At 73.1% G+C, this 17,659-nt stretch carries 14 protein-coding genes and 2 tRNA genes; 5 read left to right on the top strand and 11 right to left on the bottom strand.

All coding sequences use genetic code 11. From position 1 onward, the window contains the following. The first annotated feature begins 19 nt into the window (after positions 1–19). Positions 20–874, top strand: coding sequence for a helix-turn-helix domain-containing protein (locus ACICHK_RS19730; RefSeq protein WP_406837943.1), 855 nt, complete (start codon positions 20–22; stop codon positions 872–874). 37 nt (positions 875–911) lie between these two features. After that, positions 912–1,370: a hypothetical protein gene (locus tag ACICHK_RS19735; RefSeq protein ID WP_406837944.1), complete on the top strand. Its 459-nt coding sequence runs from the start codon at positions 912–914 to the stop codon at positions 1,368–1,370. A 224-nt stretch (positions 1,371–1,594) separates the two neighbouring features. On the opposite strand, the gene ACICHK_RS19740 is transcribed toward ACICHK_RS19735, so the two are convergent. Both ACICHK_RS19740 and ACICHK_RS19745 read right to left on the bottom strand, forming a co-directional pair. Then, positions 1,595–1,879 carry a DUF397 domain-containing protein gene (locus tag ACICHK_RS19740; protein WP_406837945.1) on the bottom strand — a complete coding sequence of 95 codons (285 nt, stop codon included), beginning with the start codon at positions 1,877–1,879 and terminating at the stop codon, positions 1,595–1,597. A gap of 499 nt (positions 1,880–2,378) precedes the next feature. Beyond that, a complete protein-coding gene (locus tag ACICHK_RS19745) occupies positions 2,379–2,882 on the bottom strand; it encodes a hypothetical protein (RefSeq protein WP_406837946.1) in 504 nt (167 codons plus the stop codon). 319 nt (positions 2,883–3,201) lie between these two features. Between ACICHK_RS19745 and ACICHK_RS19750 the strand changes: the two genes are divergently transcribed. Beyond that, positions 3,202–4,611 (top strand): helix-turn-helix domain-containing protein, encoded by a 1,410-nt coding sequence (locus ACICHK_RS19750; protein ID WP_406837947.1) that lies wholly within the window; start codon positions 3,202–3,204, stop codon positions 4,609–4,611. Positions 4,612–4,820: 209 nt separating this feature from the next. Here the strand turns inward: ACICHK_RS19750 and ACICHK_RS19755 are convergent, their stop codons facing one another. From ACICHK_RS19755 to ACICHK_RS19765, 3 genes are all read right to left on the bottom strand, one after another. Further along, a complete protein-coding gene (locus ACICHK_RS19755; protein ID WP_406837948.1) occupies positions 4,821–5,408 on the bottom strand; it encodes a hypothetical protein in 588 nt (195 codons plus the stop codon). Between the two features lie 115 nt (positions 5,409–5,523). After that, positions 5,524–5,596, bottom strand: a tRNA-Arg gene (locus ACICHK_RS19760). A gap of 240 nt (positions 5,597–5,836) precedes the next feature. After that, a tRNA-Ser gene (locus tag ACICHK_RS19765) sits at positions 5,837–5,927 on the bottom strand. Between the two features lie 157 nt (positions 5,928–6,084). Here ACICHK_RS19765 and ACICHK_RS19770 point away from each other — a divergent pair. After that, the gene (locus tag ACICHK_RS19770) at positions 6,085–6,660 is read left to right on the top strand and encodes an SSI family serine proteinase inhibitor (RefSeq protein WP_406837949.1); all 576 of its coding nucleotides are present in this window, start codon (positions 6,085–6,087) and stop codon (positions 6,658–6,660) included. 245 nt (positions 6,661–6,905) lie between these two features. Beyond that, positions 6,906–11,123 carry a PAS domain-containing protein gene (locus ACICHK_RS19775; RefSeq protein WP_406837950.1) on the top strand — a complete coding sequence of 1,406 codons (4,218 nt, stop codon included), beginning with the start codon at positions 6,906–6,908 and terminating at the stop codon, positions 11,121–11,123. Between the two features lie 152 nt (positions 11,124–11,275). Here the strand turns inward: ACICHK_RS19775 and ACICHK_RS19780 are convergent, their stop codons facing one another. The 6 genes from ACICHK_RS19780 to ACICHK_RS19805 all read right to left on the bottom strand — a co-directional run bounded on the left by ACICHK_RS19780 (position 11,276) and on the right by ACICHK_RS19805 (position 17,627). After that, positions 11,276–12,952 carry a long-chain fatty acid--CoA ligase gene (locus ACICHK_RS19780; protein WP_151470959.1) on the bottom strand — a complete coding sequence of 559 codons (1,677 nt, stop codon included), beginning with the start codon at positions 12,950–12,952 and terminating at the stop codon, positions 11,276–11,278. Positions 12,953–13,030: 78 nt separating this feature from the next. Beyond that, positions 13,031–13,624, bottom strand: a complete 594-nt coding sequence (locus ACICHK_RS19785; protein WP_151470960.1) for a SigE family RNA polymerase sigma factor — start codon at positions 13,622–13,624, stop codon at positions 13,031–13,033. 314 nt (positions 13,625–13,938) lie between these two features. Further along, positions 13,939–15,105: a lipid-transfer protein gene (locus ACICHK_RS19790; protein ID WP_406837951.1), complete on the bottom strand. Its 1,167-nt coding sequence runs from the start codon at positions 15,103–15,105 to the stop codon at positions 13,939–13,941. After that, positions 15,102–15,560: a MaoC family dehydratase gene (locus tag ACICHK_RS19795; protein ID WP_151470962.1), complete on the bottom strand. Its 459-nt coding sequence runs from the start codon at positions 15,558–15,560 to the stop codon at positions 15,102–15,104. Before ACICHK_RS19795 ends, ACICHK_RS19790 begins: the two co-directional genes overlap by 4 nt. Beyond that, complete coding sequence (locus ACICHK_RS19800) at positions 15,557–16,603, bottom strand: acyl-CoA dehydrogenase family protein (protein WP_406837952.1); 1,047 nt, start codon at positions 16,601–16,603, stop codon at positions 15,557–15,559. The genes ACICHK_RS19795 and ACICHK_RS19800 overlap by 4 nt, the downstream gene beginning before the upstream one ends. Position 16,604: 1 nt before the next feature. Further along, positions 16,605–17,627, bottom strand: coding sequence for a bifunctional MaoC family dehydratase N-terminal/OB-fold nucleic acid binding domain-containing protein (locus tag ACICHK_RS19805; protein WP_406841269.1), 1,023 nt, complete (start codon positions 17,625–17,627; stop codon positions 16,605–16,607). Between the last annotated feature and the right edge of the window lie 32 nt (positions 17,628–17,659).

Below are 17,659 nucleotides of genomic sequence, written 5' to 3' on the forward strand. Positions count from 1 at the left end.
GCCCAATCGAAGGAGCGCCATGCCCACCGCCGTGGACCCCAGCCTCAACCGCCGCAAACTACGCCTCGCACTCAAGGCGGCCCGCGACAAACGCGGCCTGACCCAGCGCGAGGCCGCGGACTCCCTGGAGTGGTCCCTGTCGAAGCTCATCCGCATCGAGGCGGGCACGGTCAGTCTTTCGGTCACGGACCTGCGAGCGATCCTCCACGAGTACGGGGTCGACGACCCGGATGTCGTGGCGGATTTGGAAGAGGCCGCACGCGGGAGCAAGGGGCAGTCCTGGTGGACGGAGTACAACGACGTCATCAGCCAGCCCTTCAGCCAGTACCTGGGCTATGAAAGCGCGGCGAACGACATCAGGGGCTATCACCCGAGCCTGATCCCCGGGCATTTGCAGACCGCGGACTACATCAACGCGCTCTTCGAAGTCGGCCAGCCCGTGGCCAAGGCCCAGTTGCGGATCGACCTCCGACTGGCAAGGCAGGACCGCATCTTCCAGGAGGGCGGACCCCAGGTGGAAATGATCCTGGACGAGGCGGCGCTCCGCCGCCAGGTCGGCGGAGCGACCGTGATGCGCCGCCAGCTGACATTCCTCAAAGAACTGATCACGCAGAGCAAGGCCGTCCTGCGGGCCCTGCCCTTCTCCGCCGGGGCCCACGACAGCCTGGACAGCAGTTTCTTCCTGCTGGGCTTCCACGACGACGAGGACGTGCTCTACGTGGCAGGACCGGGAGGCGTGTCCACGATCCGCGACGACCGTGAACTCGTGGCCCGCTACCAGGAGTGCTTCGAGGACCTGCGGAACAAAGCGCTCTCCGAGGAGGACACCGTGGCGCTGATCGACGAACTCATCGAACAATTCCACCGCACCTGACGCCGCATCAGAGTGCTATCGGGGCCCAGGGGAAGTCATGACGACCGGCAAGAGGAGGAGCAAGCGCCGCGGACGGGAGCAGAATCCCGAGACCGCGAGCGTCGGCACCACACGTCCGGCCACCGTCCCTGGGCCCCGCCGGGAACTCGAAAACTCTTCGTTCACCAGGCTGGTTCTCGGCAGTCGCGATGCCTGCGCCCGCCTGCTGCGGTGGAAGAAGGCGGAGACCGACAACGGGATCCGGCGCCGACGGGCTCATGTGGACGACGTGCTGCGTGTCATCCGCAACCTCGTGGTGATGGTGGCGTTCTTCTCCGCGGTCTCGGTCCTGGTGGCTTACGCCGGCATACAGATGGGTGTGCCCCCGGAGGTTGCCTGGGTCGGCACGGTGACCGGAGGACCGATGCTCGTCAGAACGTTCATCAAGCTTTTCGAGAGTGTGCGCTCCGCACTGCCGGACGCGCCAAAAGATCCACCGTCCAGCGACGGGCCGTAGCGGGGGATCTCGCCCACCACCAGCCGGCGCCCGCGGCCAGCGCCACCAGCACGGCCAGCCACACGCCCAGACGCACCCACGGGCTTCCGCCGAGCAGAGAGAACCCGGCACCCGCAGCCGAGGCGAGCATGCCGGTCACCAGGGAGTACCCGATGACGCCGGACCCCCTGCTCATCGACCGTTCACGCTGTTGGCTGCTCATCGCACATCCGGTTGTATCAGAGTCACCCGCTCGACTGCCGGGAACCGCTCCAGGTCGAGAACAACGTCAGTGCCACTCGCCAGGCATCCGGAGTGAAGGTGAGCACGGTGCCACTCGGACGCTTCGAGTCGCGTACTCGGATCTCGCAGGAGAGCACGGCAACCTCACAGCAGTTGCTTTCATTGGTGCCGCTGTAGCTGCTCTTCCGCCAGGAAGCCGCACCCCGATCCTCAGCCAACGCCGCCCCCTTTCGCACGCCGAGATGCTGTCCTCCCCCGGCAGACCGCCCAGCACCGGGAGACCGCACCCGGGCGTCTGGGCCCTGTCAACGCGAGGTTCGATCCGAGAAACACTGTCCGTGTAAGGGGGTTCTACCCCCAGTGGGAGCGGTTCAACAGGCCTCTGCCGGCTGACCGATCCGGTGCAGGCCACATTTCCGAGCCACCCGCGAAGCCCCACCGGGGCGGACAGCCGACGCCGTTCCGTCGTGTGCTTGGACCAATGGTGAGCAAGTGGCACACCCCGGCCCGCTGATCACGTGGAACGAACTTGGCGCAAACACAGCCGAGCCGTCCGAGCGGGAACCACGAACCAGAGGGGCTGCCGGTCGAAACGGGCCCTACCCAGGTCAGCCATCACGCGCACCGGTGTGCTGTCGTCGCCGTCAGGGCTGCCGTCGATCCGGCCGACGAACCAACGGGCAGCGCCTGGGCCCGCCCCGGTTCCGCCCGGCAGCCGACGCACCAGCCGCCGGCGCCTTCTTCCGGTGGTTCCGGTGAAGGCGCCCGGCCCACGGCACCTGGCGGCTACTTGGCCGGGGTGATGCTGACGATGCGGTGATTGGGGGTCATGACGACCGAGAGCTTGACGGGGGCGCCGTGCTCCCAGGACAGGGTGACGGCGGCCTCGGTGGAGTCGCCCTTGCTCTTCTCGGTCACCGTCCACCGGGAGGGGATGCTCTGGGCGCGCAGGACGCCGTCCGCGTGGTTCGTGCGCTCCCAGGCCGTCAGCTTCTTGCTGAGCGCGGAGTCCAGGTAGTGGGCGCGCAGGTCCTTCATCAGCTTGGGCTCGGGGTCGAAGCCGTTCTGGGCGTCGATGTAGGCACCGTAGAAGTCGGCGATGCCGGTCAGCGCGTCGCCGGTCTTGCCGCTCACGGTCCGCGGCTTGGCGGTGGCCGCCAGGGGAGCGCGGTGCCCCGCGTCGGCCTGGGAGGCGTGCGCCGAGACGCCGAGCCCGAGGCCCAGGGCGAGGCCGGCGGTGACGGCCGCGATGCGGCGGAGGCTGCGGCGTCCGGAGGTGTTGCCGTGCATGGTGTGTTCCTCGTTCCTGGTCGGTGGACGTCGTCGCACGGGCCCGTCGGACGCCCCGTCGGGGTGCGTCCGGGCATGGGTGTCCCTGTGGACGGGTCGGTGGTGTGGATGCCGCTCGCCTGAACAGGTCGGCCGGTGGGGCCGTACCGCTGGGAGCGACACCAGGAGCATCGGCGACCCTGGGGGACCGCGGCAATCACTGCCGTCCGATCCGCAACGGTGGAACCGTCCCAGGGCTGTTGACGTGCAAGGAAATGAAGTGACTGGGATGCCGTTCCGGGGCGGGACGGCGAAGTGCGAGCGAAGGTGGGCACGGGCCATGGCCGCGGCCGACGACGACGTGACGAGGTTCGCGGAGCTGCTGGCGCGCCTCAAGGCCCGTACGGACCGCAGCTACGCGGCTCTCGCCCGGCGCCTGGACATGAACGCCTCCACGCTGCACCGCTATTGCGCGGGCGAGGCGGTACCGCTGGACTTCGCCGTGGTGGAGAGGTTCGCCGTGCTGTGCCGGGCCTCGCCCCAGGAGCGCGTGGAGTTGCACCGCCTGTGGATCCTGGCGGTCGCGGAGCGGCGACGGTCCCGCCCGGCCGCCGCCCGGCCGCGGCCGTCCGCGACCCCGCCGCGAGCCGTGCCCGCGGGTGAACCCGCCGTCCCGGCGGGCGGCACGGAGGAGCACGGCGGAACCCCGGAGCCGGGTGCCACGACCGCGCCCCGCCCGGCACCCGCGCCCTCGACGTCGCCCGCGCCGGACGCACCACCCGCACCGGCCTCGCCGGACGCACCACCCCTACGGGACGCACCGGACACGGCGGACACGGCGGCCGCGCGAACCGCCCAGGACACGCCTCCCGCACCGGGCGCCGCGGCCGGAGCCGTCGGCGAGCGGCCCTCCCGCGCCTGGTACCGGCGCCGTCCGGCCGTCGTGTCCGCGGTCCTGGGCACCGTGCTCCTCCTGACCGCCGCGGGGCTCTCGGCGATCTCGGGGTTCCCCGGGTTCCCGGACGTCCTCTCCCCGGGCTCGCCCGGCGGCGCGGCCTCACCGCACCGCGGCACGTCGGCGTCACCCACCGGCTCCCCGGCACCGTCGTCCGCCCCGGCCGTCCCCTTCACCTGGACCGTGAACTCCCACATGTGGGAAGAGGACTGCGGCCACGACTACATCATCGACAAGCCCCCGCGGCAGGTCCCACCGCCGCCGGTCGCCGAGGACGCGGAGGTGTGGGCGAACGCCCAGGACGCGGTGCACGGCGGGGAGACGATCGTGCGCGTGGCGGTGCAGGGGCGCACCTCGGCGGCCGTCGTCCTGGAGGCCCTGCACGTGCGGGTCGTGCGCCGCGCCGCGGCCCCGACCGGCGGGGCCTTCGTCTACGACACGTCCCTGGGCTGCGGCGGAGGCATCAAGCCCAGGTCGTTCGAGGTGAGTCTCGACAAGCACACCCCCATCCCCCACGCCGTGTCCGGACGCAAGGGGGACACGGTCCTGCCGGCGCGGCGCCTCCCCTACCGGATCTCCGTGGAGGACCCGGAGGTGCTGCTGGTCAAGGCACGGACCGAGCACTGCGCGTGCGACTGGTACCTCGATCTCGACTGGTCCTCGCAGGGCAGCACCGGCACCACCCGGATCGACGACCACGGCCGCCCCTTCCGCACCGCCGGCATCGCCGGGCTCCCGCTCTACCGGTACGCCGGTTCGTCCCCGCGGTGGGTCCCGGACTCCCCGCGGAGCTGAGCCCGCCCTTCCCGGGCCGGCACGACCCGGACACCACCCCGCCGAACGGCTCACGGCCCCCGGGGCGTTGATCCCGCCCACTCACGCCGAAGGCCCCGCCGGTCCGACCGGCGGGGCCTTCGATCCGTGCGCGCCCGGCAGGGCTCGAACCCGTGTCCTTCTGACCCGCGGGACCGGGCGAGCCGTTCGGCGAAAGGACCGGCTGCCGGCTAAAGCCGTTTCAGGTTCCGGTCCAGGATCGCCCGAAGCCGGTCCACGTCGGCGGGGTCCTGGGCACCCCTCATGGGCAGTACCGCGATTCCGGCCGCGCGGTCACCGCTCAGCAGCACGAAGAGCCCGGGTGTCTCCAGATACTCCCGGTGCGCCGTCCACTCGGTGGTGTGGGACGCCCGCTCGCCGGTGATGACCGCGCCCCGCTCGTCGGCCACCATGCGGCACTGCCCGTACGACGACTCCATGACGCCGAACATCCGGCGGGCCGTGGTGCGCAGCCCTCGTACGGCGCCCCAGGACGTGGCCGCCACGGAGAGCACCAGCGTGGCGATCCACACGGGCGGCGAGGCGTCGTGGAGGGTCGAGAAGACGGACACGGCGACTGTCGCCGTCAGCGGCGCCATGAGGAACTGGACCCGGCCCGCCGGTGACCGACGGGCCCGTGCGCGGAGGGCCTCCTCGAAGTCCTCGGCCGTCGGCCGGTAGACGAACTCCACCGCCCTGCCACGGTCCGTGTCCTGCCGTGGTGCATCCCCGCCCCTGGTGTCCATGAACAGGAATCCTCCCAGGAAGATCAGGTCCATGCCAAGATTTACCGGCGCCGCCGACCCGCTCCCGAACCCGGCCGCCGGCCATCACCCCCGTCGACACAAAAGCCAGAGGCCCCGTGGATCTCTCCACGGGGCCTCTGGTGTGCTGTGCACTCGGCAGGATTCGAACCTGCAACCTTCTGATCCGTAGTCAGATGCTCTATCCGTTAAGCTACGAGTGCTTGTTCTGTTTTTCTCTTCTGTCTTCGCTCCCCGGGCTTTTGCCCCGCTCGCGGCGACAGGAAGAACATTACATGACTGCCGCCGCCATGTGAAATCCATTCCCCCCACCCCTTGTGACCTGCGAAAACGTCCTTCAGGGTGATCGCGGGCCGGTCGAGGGCAGGTGGGGGCGGCGGTCCTCGTGGACCCCGGGAACGCCGAAACCCCGGTCCAGTGGACCGGGGTTTCGGATCTTCGGGCGGAGGCGGAGGGATTTGAACCCTCGATGGGATTGAAGTCCCAAACCGCATTAGCAGTGCGGCGCCATAGACCGGACTAGGCGACGCCTCCCGCACAACCCCTCACGCGAACGCGAGTGGTGCGTGCAGATGATGACACAGACGAGCACCGCGTCACCAATCGCCTCCCACGGTACTAGGCAGATGCGCCGCACTGCAAAGCCCCCGCGGGTGCGCAACCGGGTGGGTCTCGCCGCGTTAAGCAGGTCATGTTGCGCCGACTGCTCCTCACCGCCGCCGTGTCAGCCACCGCCGCGCTCTCCTCCGTGCCCGCCGCCACCGCCGCCGGCACCCCCTCCGGCGCCCCGGGGGTCTCCCTCGTGCCCGTGGTGTCCCCCTCCGGACCCTCCGGACCCTTCGCGGCGTTCACCGGCGGACCGTCGTCGCCGCTGTCCGCCGCCGCGTACCGCGCCGCCCTGCCGGCCCTCATGCCCCCGCCGGCCCGCCCCGACGACTCCGCCGACCGGCTCACCGTGACCGTCCACGGCGCGGGCGACGGCGCGGACGGGACGTTCGAGCTGGAGTGCCACCCCGCGGGCGGCACCCATCCGCACGCGGCGGAGGCCTGCGCCCGGCTCGACCGGATGACCACCTGGGGCAAGGACACCTTCGCCCCGGTGCCGCCGGACAGCATGTGCACGATGGTCTACGGGGGTCCGGCCACCGCGCACGTCACGGGTACCTGGGCGGGACGCCCCGTCGACGCCCGCTACGACCGCTCGAACGGGTGCGAGATCTCGCGCTGGAACGCCCTGGAGCCCGTCCTGCCCGGCGCCCGCCCCTAGCGCGGAAGCGGCGAGGACACGGCGAAGTCACGGTGATCTCACAGTGCTCTCACGGTTCCGCACGGTGAAATGCGTGGTCACAGGTTCTCCGCCGGTTCTGCGTCTCATATGTGTGCGACCTCCCTCTCATCCGGCATCGCGAGCGCAACCTCTGCCCGTAGACTCCCTCGCGTGACACGCCGCGGGCCGGTTGGCAAGATGGCCCCCGCGGTCGGCAAGGTGCGGTAACAGGGAGGAAGCGTCTCGTGAGCAGCAGGCCATCCCGAGGCGCTGCTCGCCTCGCAGCCATACTGGACGCGCTGCCCGATGCGCTGGTCCTGGTCAACGCCAACGGGACCGTCGTCAACGCCAACACGATCGCCCTGGAGGCCTTCGAGACCCCGGGCACGGCCCTGGTGGGTCGCGGGCTGCTCGATCTGCTTCCCGAGTTCGACTCCAAGCTGATCCCCGGCTCCATGCGGCGCCCCGACACCACCGACGAGCGCGGGCGGACCAAGCCGACCCGGATGGTCGCGCGGCGGACCGACGGCTCGGAGTTCCCGGTCGAGGTCACCAGCGCGAACCTGGAGAGCGGCCAGCAGGCCTACGACAACTACGGTCCCCTCCCCGACGAGCTGCTCATGCTCGTCGTGCGCGACCTGTCGGGCACCGTCGACACCGAGGCCGAGCTCGCGCGTTCGCAGCGCCAGACCGAGATGATCCTGCGCGCGGCGGCCGAGGGCGTCGTCGGGACGGACACCGACGGGCGGGTCGTCCTCGTCAACCCCGCCGCCGCCCAGATCCTCGGATACCGGGCCAGCGATCTCGGCGGCAGGGAACTGCACACCCTCGTCCTGCACTCGCGGGCGGACGGCGAACCCTTCCCCTACACGGAGTCGCCGCTCGCCGACACCCTGCGCTCCGGGCGCAAGCACCGGGTGCGCGGGCAGGTGCTGTGGTCGAAGTCCGGGGACAAGGTGCCCGTCGACCTGACGACCTCTCCGGTGCGCGACGGGGACCAGCTCGTCGGCGCCGTCATGACCTTCACCGACCGGCGGCCGTACGACGCCCTGGTCGAGGAGAAGGAGGCCGCCGCCACCCGGCACGCCGAGGAGCTGGAACGGCTCGGCGAGGAGCACGCCGCCGAGCTGGCGAAGCTGCGCGAGCGGCACACCGCCGAGCTCACCGAGCTGACCGAGGGGCACGAGGAGGAACTCGCCGCCGGCGAGGAGCGGTACGCGGCGCTCGGCGAGCGCGAGAAGGACCGTTACGAGGCGCTGGCCGCCCGGCACGAGCAGCTGCTCGCCGTCCTCGGCCACTCCCTGCGGGGCCCCCTCGACCAGCTGCGCGGCGAACTCGCCAAGCTCGCCGCCGACGACGCGGGCCAGCTGTGGCCCGAGGCCAACCAGGTCCTCCACCACCTCTCGGCCGGCTACTCGCGCATCACGACGCTCGTCGACAACGTCCTCGGCTACCAGCGCCTGGACGCGGGCATCGACACGATCTTCCGTACGAACGTGATGCTGGACGCCGTGGTCGCGGCCGGTGTCGAGGGTGCCATCGAGCTGATCGGGCCCGGACGCGTCCAGTTCGCCGTGCACGCGCCGCCCATCGAGGCCGAGGTCGACCCGGGGCGTCTCGCGCGCGCCCTCGCCCACCTCGTCGCGGACGTCGCGGGAGTCGACGCGACCGGCAACGCGCCGGTGTCGGCGGGCGGTTACATGGACAACACGGTCGTCGTGGCGGCGGCGCAGCGCGGCGAGGTCGTGCGCATCGAGGTGCGCGGGCCGTACGCCGGGGGAGACCCGGTGCACGAGCCGATCGTGCGCGGGATCGTGCGCGCGCACGGCGGTGTGCTCCAGACGCACGAGGTGCCGGGGATGAGCGGCAGCGCGTACGTCCTGGAGGTGCCCATCGGGGGCGGGGCGGGCGCGGTCCCGCTCGAGGCCGTGACACCCGTCGGCGCCGAGATCGCCCTTCCCGAGCAGGACCCGCGGCAGGCCCTGCAGCAGAGCGGTGGCAGGCGGCGGGCCCGGCGGGCCTCCACGGACGCCTTCCTGGAGGGCGAGGAGTCGGGCGAGTCCGCTCCGAACGCCGTCGAGGCGGCCGGCGCGGCGGCTCCCACGGGGCGCCGTCGCCGGCGTGCCGTCGAGGAGCAGACGGCGGGCGAGCCGCCGGCCGCGCAGGAGCAGCCGGGCGAAGGCACCGAGGACGGCTCCGGCGGCACCGGACGACGCCGTGGCCGGCCCAGCCCCGCCGAGGGCGCGGGTGAGGCCCCTGCCCAGGACACGCCCGGCGGGGTCGCCGAGGGCGCGGTCGTGATGGCGGGCGAGCACGGGGCGGGGACCGCGGCCGTGGGATCCGGGCTGGGGCCGGCGGTGCCTCCGCAGGGGGTGCCGGTACCGGTGCCCTCCGGACGGCGCGCGCGCCGGGACGGCGAGCAGAACGCGCTGCCGGCGGCACCCGCCGCGACGGCACCGGACCACGGTCCCGACGAGGACGACGGCACCGCCGACGAGGCCGGCCGGCCGACCGGGCGGCGCCGCCGTGCGCTCGCCGCGGCGGCCGAGCGTGCCGCCGAGCAGGAGACGGGCGCCCGTACGGTGTTCGCGCTGCCTCCGGCGGAGGCGGACCAGTCGCCGGAGTACGTCCAGGCCGCGGCGCAGGTGCAGGCCGCCCAGGTCCAGGCGGCCGAGGCCCACGCCGCCGAGGTCCAGGCCGCGCGGGAACAGGCCGCCCAGGAGGCGCAGGCCCAGGTCCAGGCCCAGGTCGCGCCGGACCGGCAGGCCGAGGGCCGCCATGACGCGATGCTGCACGACCCCGACGACGATCACACCCCGCCGCAGCCGCACCCGGCCTCCGCCCCGACGGGCCGCCGACGCGCCCGTCAGCTCGCGGAACCGGCTCCCGCGGCGGCGGCCGGCGCACCCGGGCAGGCTCTCCCGGCACCGGGCGTTCCCGGACAGCCGGTCCCCGCGCAGGGCGTCCCCGCACAGCCTGTGCCCGCGCTCGGACAGCCGGTCCCCGCGCAGGGCGTCCCCGCGCAGCCGGTCCCCGCACAGCCTGTGCCCGCGCTCGGACAGCCGGTCCCGGCGCAGGGACTTCCCGCGCAGGTGGTCCCGGCCGCCGGTCAGCCGGTGCCCGCGGGCCTGCCCGCCGCCGCGGCGCAGCCGGGTGCCGCCCCGGAGGCGGCGCTGCCGGGCGCCGCGCCCGCCCCGGTCCAGCCCTGGCCCGAAGCGAACACCACCGGCGCGCAGCCCGCGCTCCCGGCGGCGAACTCGGCGGCCCCCGCCCCGCTCCCCCCGGAGCGCCCGGCCGCGCGGGTCGCCCAGCCGCTGCCCGCCGAGGCGACGCCCGCCATCGCCCCGGCCGACCCCGACTCGGCGCAGAGCCGTGCCATAAGCGTGCGCACGCTCGGCCAGGGCGTCCCGTTCGCCCGCCAGGTCGCGGACCGGCCGGGCGGAGGTGTCCAGAGCCCGACGCCTCCCCCGCACGCGACGAACGGCGGGGGCCGCCGCCGCAAGCTCGGTACTCCGCCCGAGCCCGCCGCCGAACGCACGGAGACGGCCGCGCGCGCCCTTCCGGGAGGTGCCCAGCCGGGTGCCGGACCCCGGCGGCCCGGCACCACCGAGGGCGCCGGCCGGTCGTACGCGATAGGCGCGCCGGACGAGAACGCCGCCGAGGGCCCCGAGCCGCTCGACGGTCCCGGTGGTGCCGTCGAGGTCTCCGACCAGCCGCACCCGCGGCCCGTGGACGACGAGCTGCCCCCGGAGCCGCTGGACAACCCGCGGCGGCTGCTCGTGTGGCCGGCGCCCGACGCCGGCACCCAGCAGGCGCTGAGCGACCGTGGCTACCGGCCGGTCGTCGTGAACTCGCGCGAGGAGGTCGACGCGCAGATCGCCGCGTTCCCCGCCGCGCTGTTCGTCGACCCGCTGACCGGACCGATCACCCGCACGGCGCTGCAGTCGCTGCGCCAGGCCGCCGTCGCGGCCGAGGTTCCCGTCCTGGTGACGGCCGGACTCGGACAGGCCACGCGCGAGGCGGCGTACGGCGCCGACCCCGCGGTGCTGCTCAAGGCGCTCGCGCCCCGCGACTCCGAGCAGCACCCGCCGCGCGTCCTGCTCATCGAGGAGCACGCGGAGATCGCGCTCGCGCTGACGGCGACGCTGGAGAAGCGCGGGATGCAGGTCGCGCGCGCCTCGACGGACGAGGACGCGGTCACCCTGGCCGCGCAGATGCGGCCCAACCTCGTGGTGATGGACCTGCTGCAGGTACGGCGCCGGCAGGCCGGGATCGTCGACTGGCTGCGCGCGAACGGGCAGTTGAACCGCACCCCGCTCGTCGTCTACACCGCCGCCGTCGACCCGTCCGAACTGCCGCGGCTGGCCGCGGGGGAGTCGGTGCTGTTCCTCGCCGAACGCTCCACGAGCGACGAGGTCCAGGAGCGGATCGTCGACCTGCTGGCCCGCATCGGTACCAACTAGGGCCGTACGGCGCGTCCTCCCGGTCCGTACGTACGTCCTCGCGTCCTGGGGTCCGTACGTACGTCCTGCGGGTCCGTACGTCCGTGAAGCGCGCGTGAGCCGGGCGGGGAGTTTCGAGGCTCCCCGCCCGGCTCACGCGCGTCGTCCGTGGGTCAGAGCTTGGTCACGTCCAGGGCCCCCTCCGCGTACTTCTTGCGGATGACCTTCTTGTCGAACTTGCCGACGCTCGTCTTCGGGACGGCCTCGACGATCGACCAGCGCTCGGGGAGCTGCCACTTGGCGATCTTGCCCTCGTCGGCGAGGAAGGCGCGCAGCGACTCGAAGTCGGCGGTGGAGCCCTCCTTCAGGACGACGGTGGCCAGCGGGCGCTCGCCCCACTTCTCGTCGGGGACGGCCACGACCGCGGCCTCGGTCACGTCCGGGTGGGACATGAGGGCGTTCTCCAGGTCGACCGAGGAGATCCACTCGCCGCCCGACTTGATGACGTCCTTGGCCCGGTCGGTGAGGGTCAGGAAGCCGTCGGGGCTGATCGTGCCGACGTCCCCGGTCTTGAGCCAGCCGTCCTCGCTGAACTTGTCGGCGGGACGCAGCGGTTCCCCGTCGCTGCCGCCGTAGTAGGCGCCGGCGATCCACGGGCCCCGGACCTCCAGCTCGCCGGCGGACTCGCCGTCCCACGGGAGCCGTTCGCCGCCGGGGCCGGTGAGGCGGGCCTCGACGCCCGCCGGGAAACGGCCCTGGGTGAGGCGGTAGGCGAACTCCTCGTCCGTGCCCACCGCGTGGGCCGGCGGGCGGGCGATGGTGCCGAGCGGGGAGGTCTCGGTCATGCCCCAGGCGTGACAGACGTGCATGCCCAGGTCGTCGAAGGCGGCCATGAGCGAGGGCGGACAGGCCGAGCCGCCGATCGTCACCTGGGTGAGGGAGGAGACGTCACGGGGCTTGGCGGTCAGCTCGGCGAGCAGTCCCTGCCAGATGGTCGGGACGGCGGCGGCGTGCGTCGGCCGCTCGGACTCGATCATCTCCGCGAGCGGAGCGGGCTGGAGGAAGCGGTCGGGCATCAGCATGTTGATGCCCGACATGAAGGTCGCGTGGGGCAGGCCCCAGGCGTTGACGTGGAACTGCGGCACCACGACGAGGGTCGTGTCCCGGTCCGTGAGGCCCATGGACTGGGCCATGTTCACCTGCATGGAGTGCAGGTAGATCGAACGGTGGGAGTAGACGACGCCCTTGGGGTCCCCGGTGGTCCCGGAGGTGTAGCACATGGCCGCGGCCTGCCGCTCGTCGATCTCCGGCCAGTCGTAGACCGTCGGCTTCCCGGCGATGAGCTCCTCGTAGTCGTGCACCCGCACGCCCGCCCCGTCGAGCGGCGAGCGGTCGCCGGGGCCCGAGACCACCACGTGCTCCACCGTCGGAAGGTGGGGGAGGAGCGGTGCCAGCAGCGGGAGCAGCGATCCGTTGGCGATGATCACGCGGTCGGCGGCGTGGTTGACGATGAAGACGAGCTGCTCGGCCGGGAGGCGGAGGTTCAGGGTGTGCAGCACGGCGCCCATGGAGGGGATCGCGTAGTACGCCTCGACGTGCTCGGCGTTGTTCCACATGAGGGTCGCGACCCGCTCGTCGCCCGTCACCCCGAGGTCGTCGCGCAGGGCGTGGGCCAGCTGGTTCGCGCGCCGCCCGGCCTCGCGGAAGCTGCGGCGGTGCGGTTCCGCCTCACCCGTCCAGGTCGTGATCTGCGAGTCTCCGTGCACCAGCGCCCCGTGCTCCAGAATGCGGGTCACAGTCAGCGGTACGTCCTGCATCGTGCTCAGCACGGCGTCCTCCCGGGGCGACATTGCCTACGCGGTAGTAATGGGTTGCGCTGATTCTGCGCACATACCGCTTGGTATGTCACTAGGCCCAGGAATGATCGATCACCTCAGGGCCCGCTCGGGCTCCGGCCGGGAGCCTTCGTGGCGGACGGGGATCAGCTCGGGGTCCTCGCGCAGTTTGCCCAGCGCACGGGAGACCGCCGACTTGACCGTGCCCACGGAGACCCCGAGGACCTCCGCCGTCTGGGCCTCGCTCAGGTCCTCGTAGTAGCGCAGCACCACCATCGCCCGCTGCCGCGCCGGCAGCTTCGTGATCGCCCGCCACATCGCGTCGTGCAGCGCCTGCTGCTCGGCGGGGTCGGCGGCGGGCAGCCCCTCCGGCTCCGGCAGCTCGTCGCAGACGAACTCGTCGACCTTGCGCTTGCGCCACTGCGACGTGCGCGTGTTCAGCAGGGCGCGCCGCACATAGCCGTCCAGCGCCCGGTGGTCCTCGATCCGGTCCCAGGCGACGTACGTCTTCGTCAGCGCCGTCTGCAGCAGGTCCTCCGCGTCGCTCGGGTTCGCGGTGAGTGACCGGGCGGTGCGCAGCAGCACCGGCTGCCGCGCCTTCACGTACGACGAGAACGACGGGTACGAACGGGTCCGCGCCCCCCTTGTGGCGGCGTCCGAGGCGCTCGTGCAGACGGGTGTGGTCATGGCTCCACGCTAGGTTCGCCCCCTCGTCCGGCGGATCGGCCGCAGGTCCCGAAGCGGTGTCCGCCTCAGGTTGTAGAGACGGGGCCGGTCCCACCTCCTGAAGGTGGACAAGCGTGCCGTCGCGTCTGAGGGTTCGCCCCTGAGACGCGGCCGCCGGGGACGGTGTCGCTCCGGTGGGGGGGTCGGGGCCGTGCCGGTGCATCAGCCCGTCGCCGTCGGGTGAGGCGTGAACGTCAGTGGCGACGGGCATCGATGTACCGGCACGGCCCCTTCCTCCTGATGCCGACTGCGGGTGATGCGTGGTGGCGGTGGTCTCAGGCGTCGGTCCCGAGGATCAGGCCCGATGTCGGAACCCCGGTTCCCGCGGTCACCAGGACGCGCTCGGCGCCCGCCGTCTGGTTCACGGACGTGCCCCGCAGCTGCCGCACGCCCTCCGCTATCCCGTTCATGCCGTGCAGGTACGCCTCCCCGAGCTGTCCCCCGTGGGTGTTCAGCGGCAGCCTCTCCTCGGCGACGAAGTCCGCGGCCTGACCCGGCGCGCAGAACCCGAACTCCTCCAGCTGCATCAGCACGAACGGCGTGAAGTGGTCGTACAGGATCCCCACGTCGATCTCCGCCGGGCCCATCCCCGCCGTCCGCCACAGCTGCCGGGCCACCACGCCCATCTCCGGGAGCCCGGTCAGACCGTCCCGGTAGAAGCCGGTCATCTGCTCCTGCGCCCGGCCCGCGCCCTGGGCGGCGGCCGTGATCACCGCGGGGGAGCGCCGCAGGTCGCGGGCCCGCTCCACGGAGGTGACCACCAGGGCCTGGCCGCCGTCGGTCTCCTGGCAGCAGTCCAGCAGCCGCAGCGGCTCCACGATCCACCGCGAGGCCGCGTGCTCGGCGAGCGTGATCGGCCTGCCGTGGAAGTACGCCGCCGGGTTCGTCGCCGCGTGCCTGCGGTCCACCACCGCGACGTGGCCGAACGCCTCGGGTGTCAGTCCGTGGGCGTGCAGGTACCGCTGGGCCGCCATCGCCACCCAGGAGGCCGGGGTGAGCAGCCCGAACGGCAGGACCCAGCCCAGCGCCACGCCCTCCGCGGACGGCTCCCGCCGCTGCACGCCCGCGCCGAACCTACGGCCGGAGCGCTCGTTGAACGCCCGGTAGCAGACCACGACCTCGGCCACCCCGGCCGCCACCGCGAGCGCCGCCTGCTGGACGGTCGCGCAGGCCGCCCCGCCGCCGTAGTGGACGCGCGAGAAGAACGACAGCTCCCCGATGCCGGCCGCCTGGGCGACGGTGATCTCCGGGCTGGTGTCCATCGTGAACGTCACCAGACCGTCCACGTCACCGGGCGTCAGCCCCGCGTCGTCGAGCGCGGCCCGCACCGCCTCCACCGCCAGCCGCAGTTCGCTGCGCCCCGAGTCCTTGGAGAACTCGGTGGCCCCGATGCCGACGATCGCCGCCCGTCCGCCGAGGCCGTCCCGCCCGCGCACGCTCATGCGCCACCGCCTTCGGACCGGGGCCCGGCGGGAGCGGGGTCCGGGGCGGGCGCCGCTCCGGGAGCGGGAGCCCCGGCCGGGACCGTCACCGTCACCGTGCCCGTGACGTGCCGGCCGATGCCGTTGGTGCCGAGGATCCGCACCGTGGCCGTGTCGCCGTCGACCTCCTCGACCGAGCCGGTCAGCACCATGGTGTCCCCGGGGTGGTTGGGGGCGCCCAGCCGTATCGCCACCCGGCGCAGCACGGCGTCCGGGCCGAAGTGGTCGGTCACGTACCGCCCGACCAGTCCGTTGGTCGTCAGGATGTTCATGAAGATGTCCGGCGATCCCTTGGCCCGCGCCAGGTCCGCGTCGTGGTGCACGTCCTGGTAGTCCCGTGAGGCGATCGCCCCGGCCACGATCAGCGTGCGGGTGATCTCGATCTCCAGCGGCGGCAGTGCTTCGCCCGCCCTCATGTCCCCGCCTCCCCGTTCACGATCGGCTCCCCGTTCACGATCGCCTCCCCCAGTTCCTGCAGCACTTCGCCTCCGCCTCCCAGGTACGCGTCCAGCTGACGGCCCCACAGGAAATGCCGGTGGACGGGGTGTTCGAGGTCCGCGCCCGCCCCGCCGTGCAGGTGCTGGCCCGTGTGCACCACCCGCTGCCCGGCCTCCGACGCCCACCAGGCCGCCGTCAGGGCGTGCGTCACGTACGGCAGCCCCTCGTCGCGCCGCCACGCGGCCTCGTACGCCGTCACCCGTATCGCCTCGGTGTCCATGTACGCGTCGGCGGCCCGCAGCTGGACGCCCTGCCGGGCGGCGAGCGGCCGCCCGAACTGCTCGCGCGCGTTCGTGTGCTCCACCGCCCGCGCCAGCGACCCCGCGCACACCCCGGCCTGCAGTCCGGCGAAGGCGGTACGGGCCGTGGCCAGCAGGTCCTCGTACGCTCCCGGGCCGCCCAGCGCCTCGCCCGGCGTCCCCTCCAGCGTCAGGCGCCCCGCCGACCAGGGCGCCGTGAGCTCGACCGGCTCGCTCGCCGCCGCCTCCGCCACGCGGACCAGCCAGAGCTCGCGCCGGTCGTCGGCGACGAGCACATGGGTGGCGTCACGCAGCCAGGGCACGGCGGGAAGGACACCGGTCAGGGCACCGGAGACGGACCGGACGCCCGGGCCCGGCACCGCTCCGGTCACCACCACCGTCCCGTCGGCGATCCCCGGCAGCAGCCGCTCGCGCTGCTCCGGCGAACCGTGCGCCGTCAGCGCGAGCAGTCCGTACACACAGCTCACGGCGAACGGCACCTGCGCCGTGGTGCGCCCCTGTTCCTCCAGCAGCAGCACGAGGCCGAGGAGCCCGGTGTCCGCGACCGCGGCCACCAGCCCGGCGGAGCACAGTTCCTTCCACAGCCCGGCGTCGCTGCCGGTGCCGGCGGCGGTGAGCCGCTCGTGGGTGGAGAGGTCGCCGAAGATCCGCGCGGCCAGCTCCGCGGCGGCCGCCTGCTCCTCGGTGGGCGTGAAGTCCATGTCAGCCCTCCCCGCCCGGACCGGTGCCGGCCCGCCGCGCGGCGCGGAAGACCGGCAGCTCCAGCTCCTCGTCGTACCGCCGGAACTCGAGCCGCACCGGCATCCCGATCCGCACCTCGCCGGGCGGGACCCCCACCACGTTGCTCACGATCCGCACGCCCTCGGCCAGCTCGATCAGGGCGACGGCGTAGGGCGGGTCGAAGGCCGGGAACGGGGGGTGGTGCATGACGACGTACGAGTACACGGTCCCCTCGCCGCAGGACTCGACCGTGTCCCAGTCCGGGCAGCCGCACGCGCCGCACCCCGGCAGCCAGGGGAACCTCAGCGCCCCGCAGTCCGCGCAGCGCTGGATCAGCAGCCGGTGCCGCCCGACGCCCTCCCAGAAACCGGAGTTGTCCCGGTTGACCACCGGCCGCGGGCGTCGGGCTCCCGCCCCGGCGTTCCCGGTCCGCGCGGTGCCCGACGCGTCCCGGGGCGCCTCGCCGGCCCCCGGACTCCGGCGCGCCGGGCGGTACTTGAGGATGCGGAACCTGTGCGTCCCGGCGAGTTCTCCCCCCGCCCGGATGTCCATCCGTGTGGTGACGAAGTACCCGGTGCCCAGCTTGGTCGTCTTGCGCCCGGACACGGACTCGATCATCGAGTCGAAGGTGATCTCGTCCCCGGGGCGCAGCGGGCGCAGGTACTCCTGTTCGCAGTCGGTGGCGACGATCGAGGTGTACCCGGCGCCGTCGAGCAGGGCGAACAGCTCGTCGTAGGTCCCGGAGCGGCCGGGGCGGTCGGTGTGCCCGGAGAGGCCGCTCATCGTCCACGCCTGGAGCATGGTGGGCGGGGCCACGGCGTCCGGCCCCTCGTACGCCGGGTTGGTGTCCCCCATGGCCTCGCACCAGTGCCGGATCATCGGCGCGTTGACCAGGTCCCTGCCCACGCCCCCGACGGTGGCCGGGCGCCCCTGGTACTTCCGCAGGCGTTCCGACAGCTCGTCCCCGTCGTCCGCGCCGGTGCCGGCCGGGGCGGTGTCCCGCACGTCTCCGTCGCGGGCGGCCGCACCCGCTTCCC

Origin of the sequence: Streptomyces sp. AHU1 (assembly GCF_045343905.1) — a bacterium.
Lineage (GTDB): Bacteria > Actinomycetota > Actinomycetes > Streptomycetales > Streptomycetaceae > Streptomyces > Streptomyces triticiradicis.

Coding starts and splice junctions, on each gene's coding strand:
- ACICHK_RS19730 (WP_406837943.1), top strand. CDS start 20: ATGCCCACCGCCGTGGACCCCAGCCTCAACCGCCGCAAACTACGCCTC.
- ACICHK_RS19735 (WP_406837944.1), top strand. CDS start 912: ATGACGACCGGCAAGAGGAGGAGCAAGCGCCGCGGACGGGAGCAGAAT.
- ACICHK_RS19745 (WP_406837946.1), bottom strand. CDS start 2,882: ATGCACGGCAACACCTCCGGACGCCGCAGCCTCCGCCGCATCGCGGCC.
- ACICHK_RS19750 (WP_406837947.1), top strand. CDS start 3,202: ATGGCCGCGGCCGACGACGACGTGACGAGGTTCGCGGAGCTGCTGGCG.
- ACICHK_RS19755 (WP_406837948.1), bottom strand. CDS start 5,408: ATGGACCTGATCTTCCTGGGAGGATTCCTGTTCATGGACACCAGGGGC.
- ACICHK_RS19770 (WP_406837949.1), top strand. CDS start 6,085: ATGTTGCGCCGACTGCTCCTCACCGCCGCCGTGTCAGCCACCGCCGCG.
- ACICHK_RS19780 (WP_151470959.1), bottom strand. CDS start 12,952: ATGTCGCCCCGGGAGGACGCCGTGCTGAGCACGATGCAGGACGTACCG.
- ACICHK_RS19785 (WP_151470960.1), bottom strand. CDS start 13,624: ATGACCACACCCGTCTGCACGAGCGCCTCGGACGCCGCCACAAGGGGG.
- ACICHK_RS19790 (WP_406837951.1), bottom strand. CDS start 15,105: ATGAGCGTGCGCGGGCGGGACGGCCTCGGCGGACGGGCGGCGATCGTC.
- ACICHK_RS19795 (WP_151470962.1), bottom strand. CDS start 15,560: ATGAGGGCGGGCGAAGCACTGCCGCCGCTGGAGATCGAGATCACCCGC.
- ACICHK_RS19800 (WP_406837952.1), bottom strand. CDS start 16,603: ATGGACTTCACGCCCACCGAGGAGCAGGCGGCCGCCGCGGAGCTGGCC.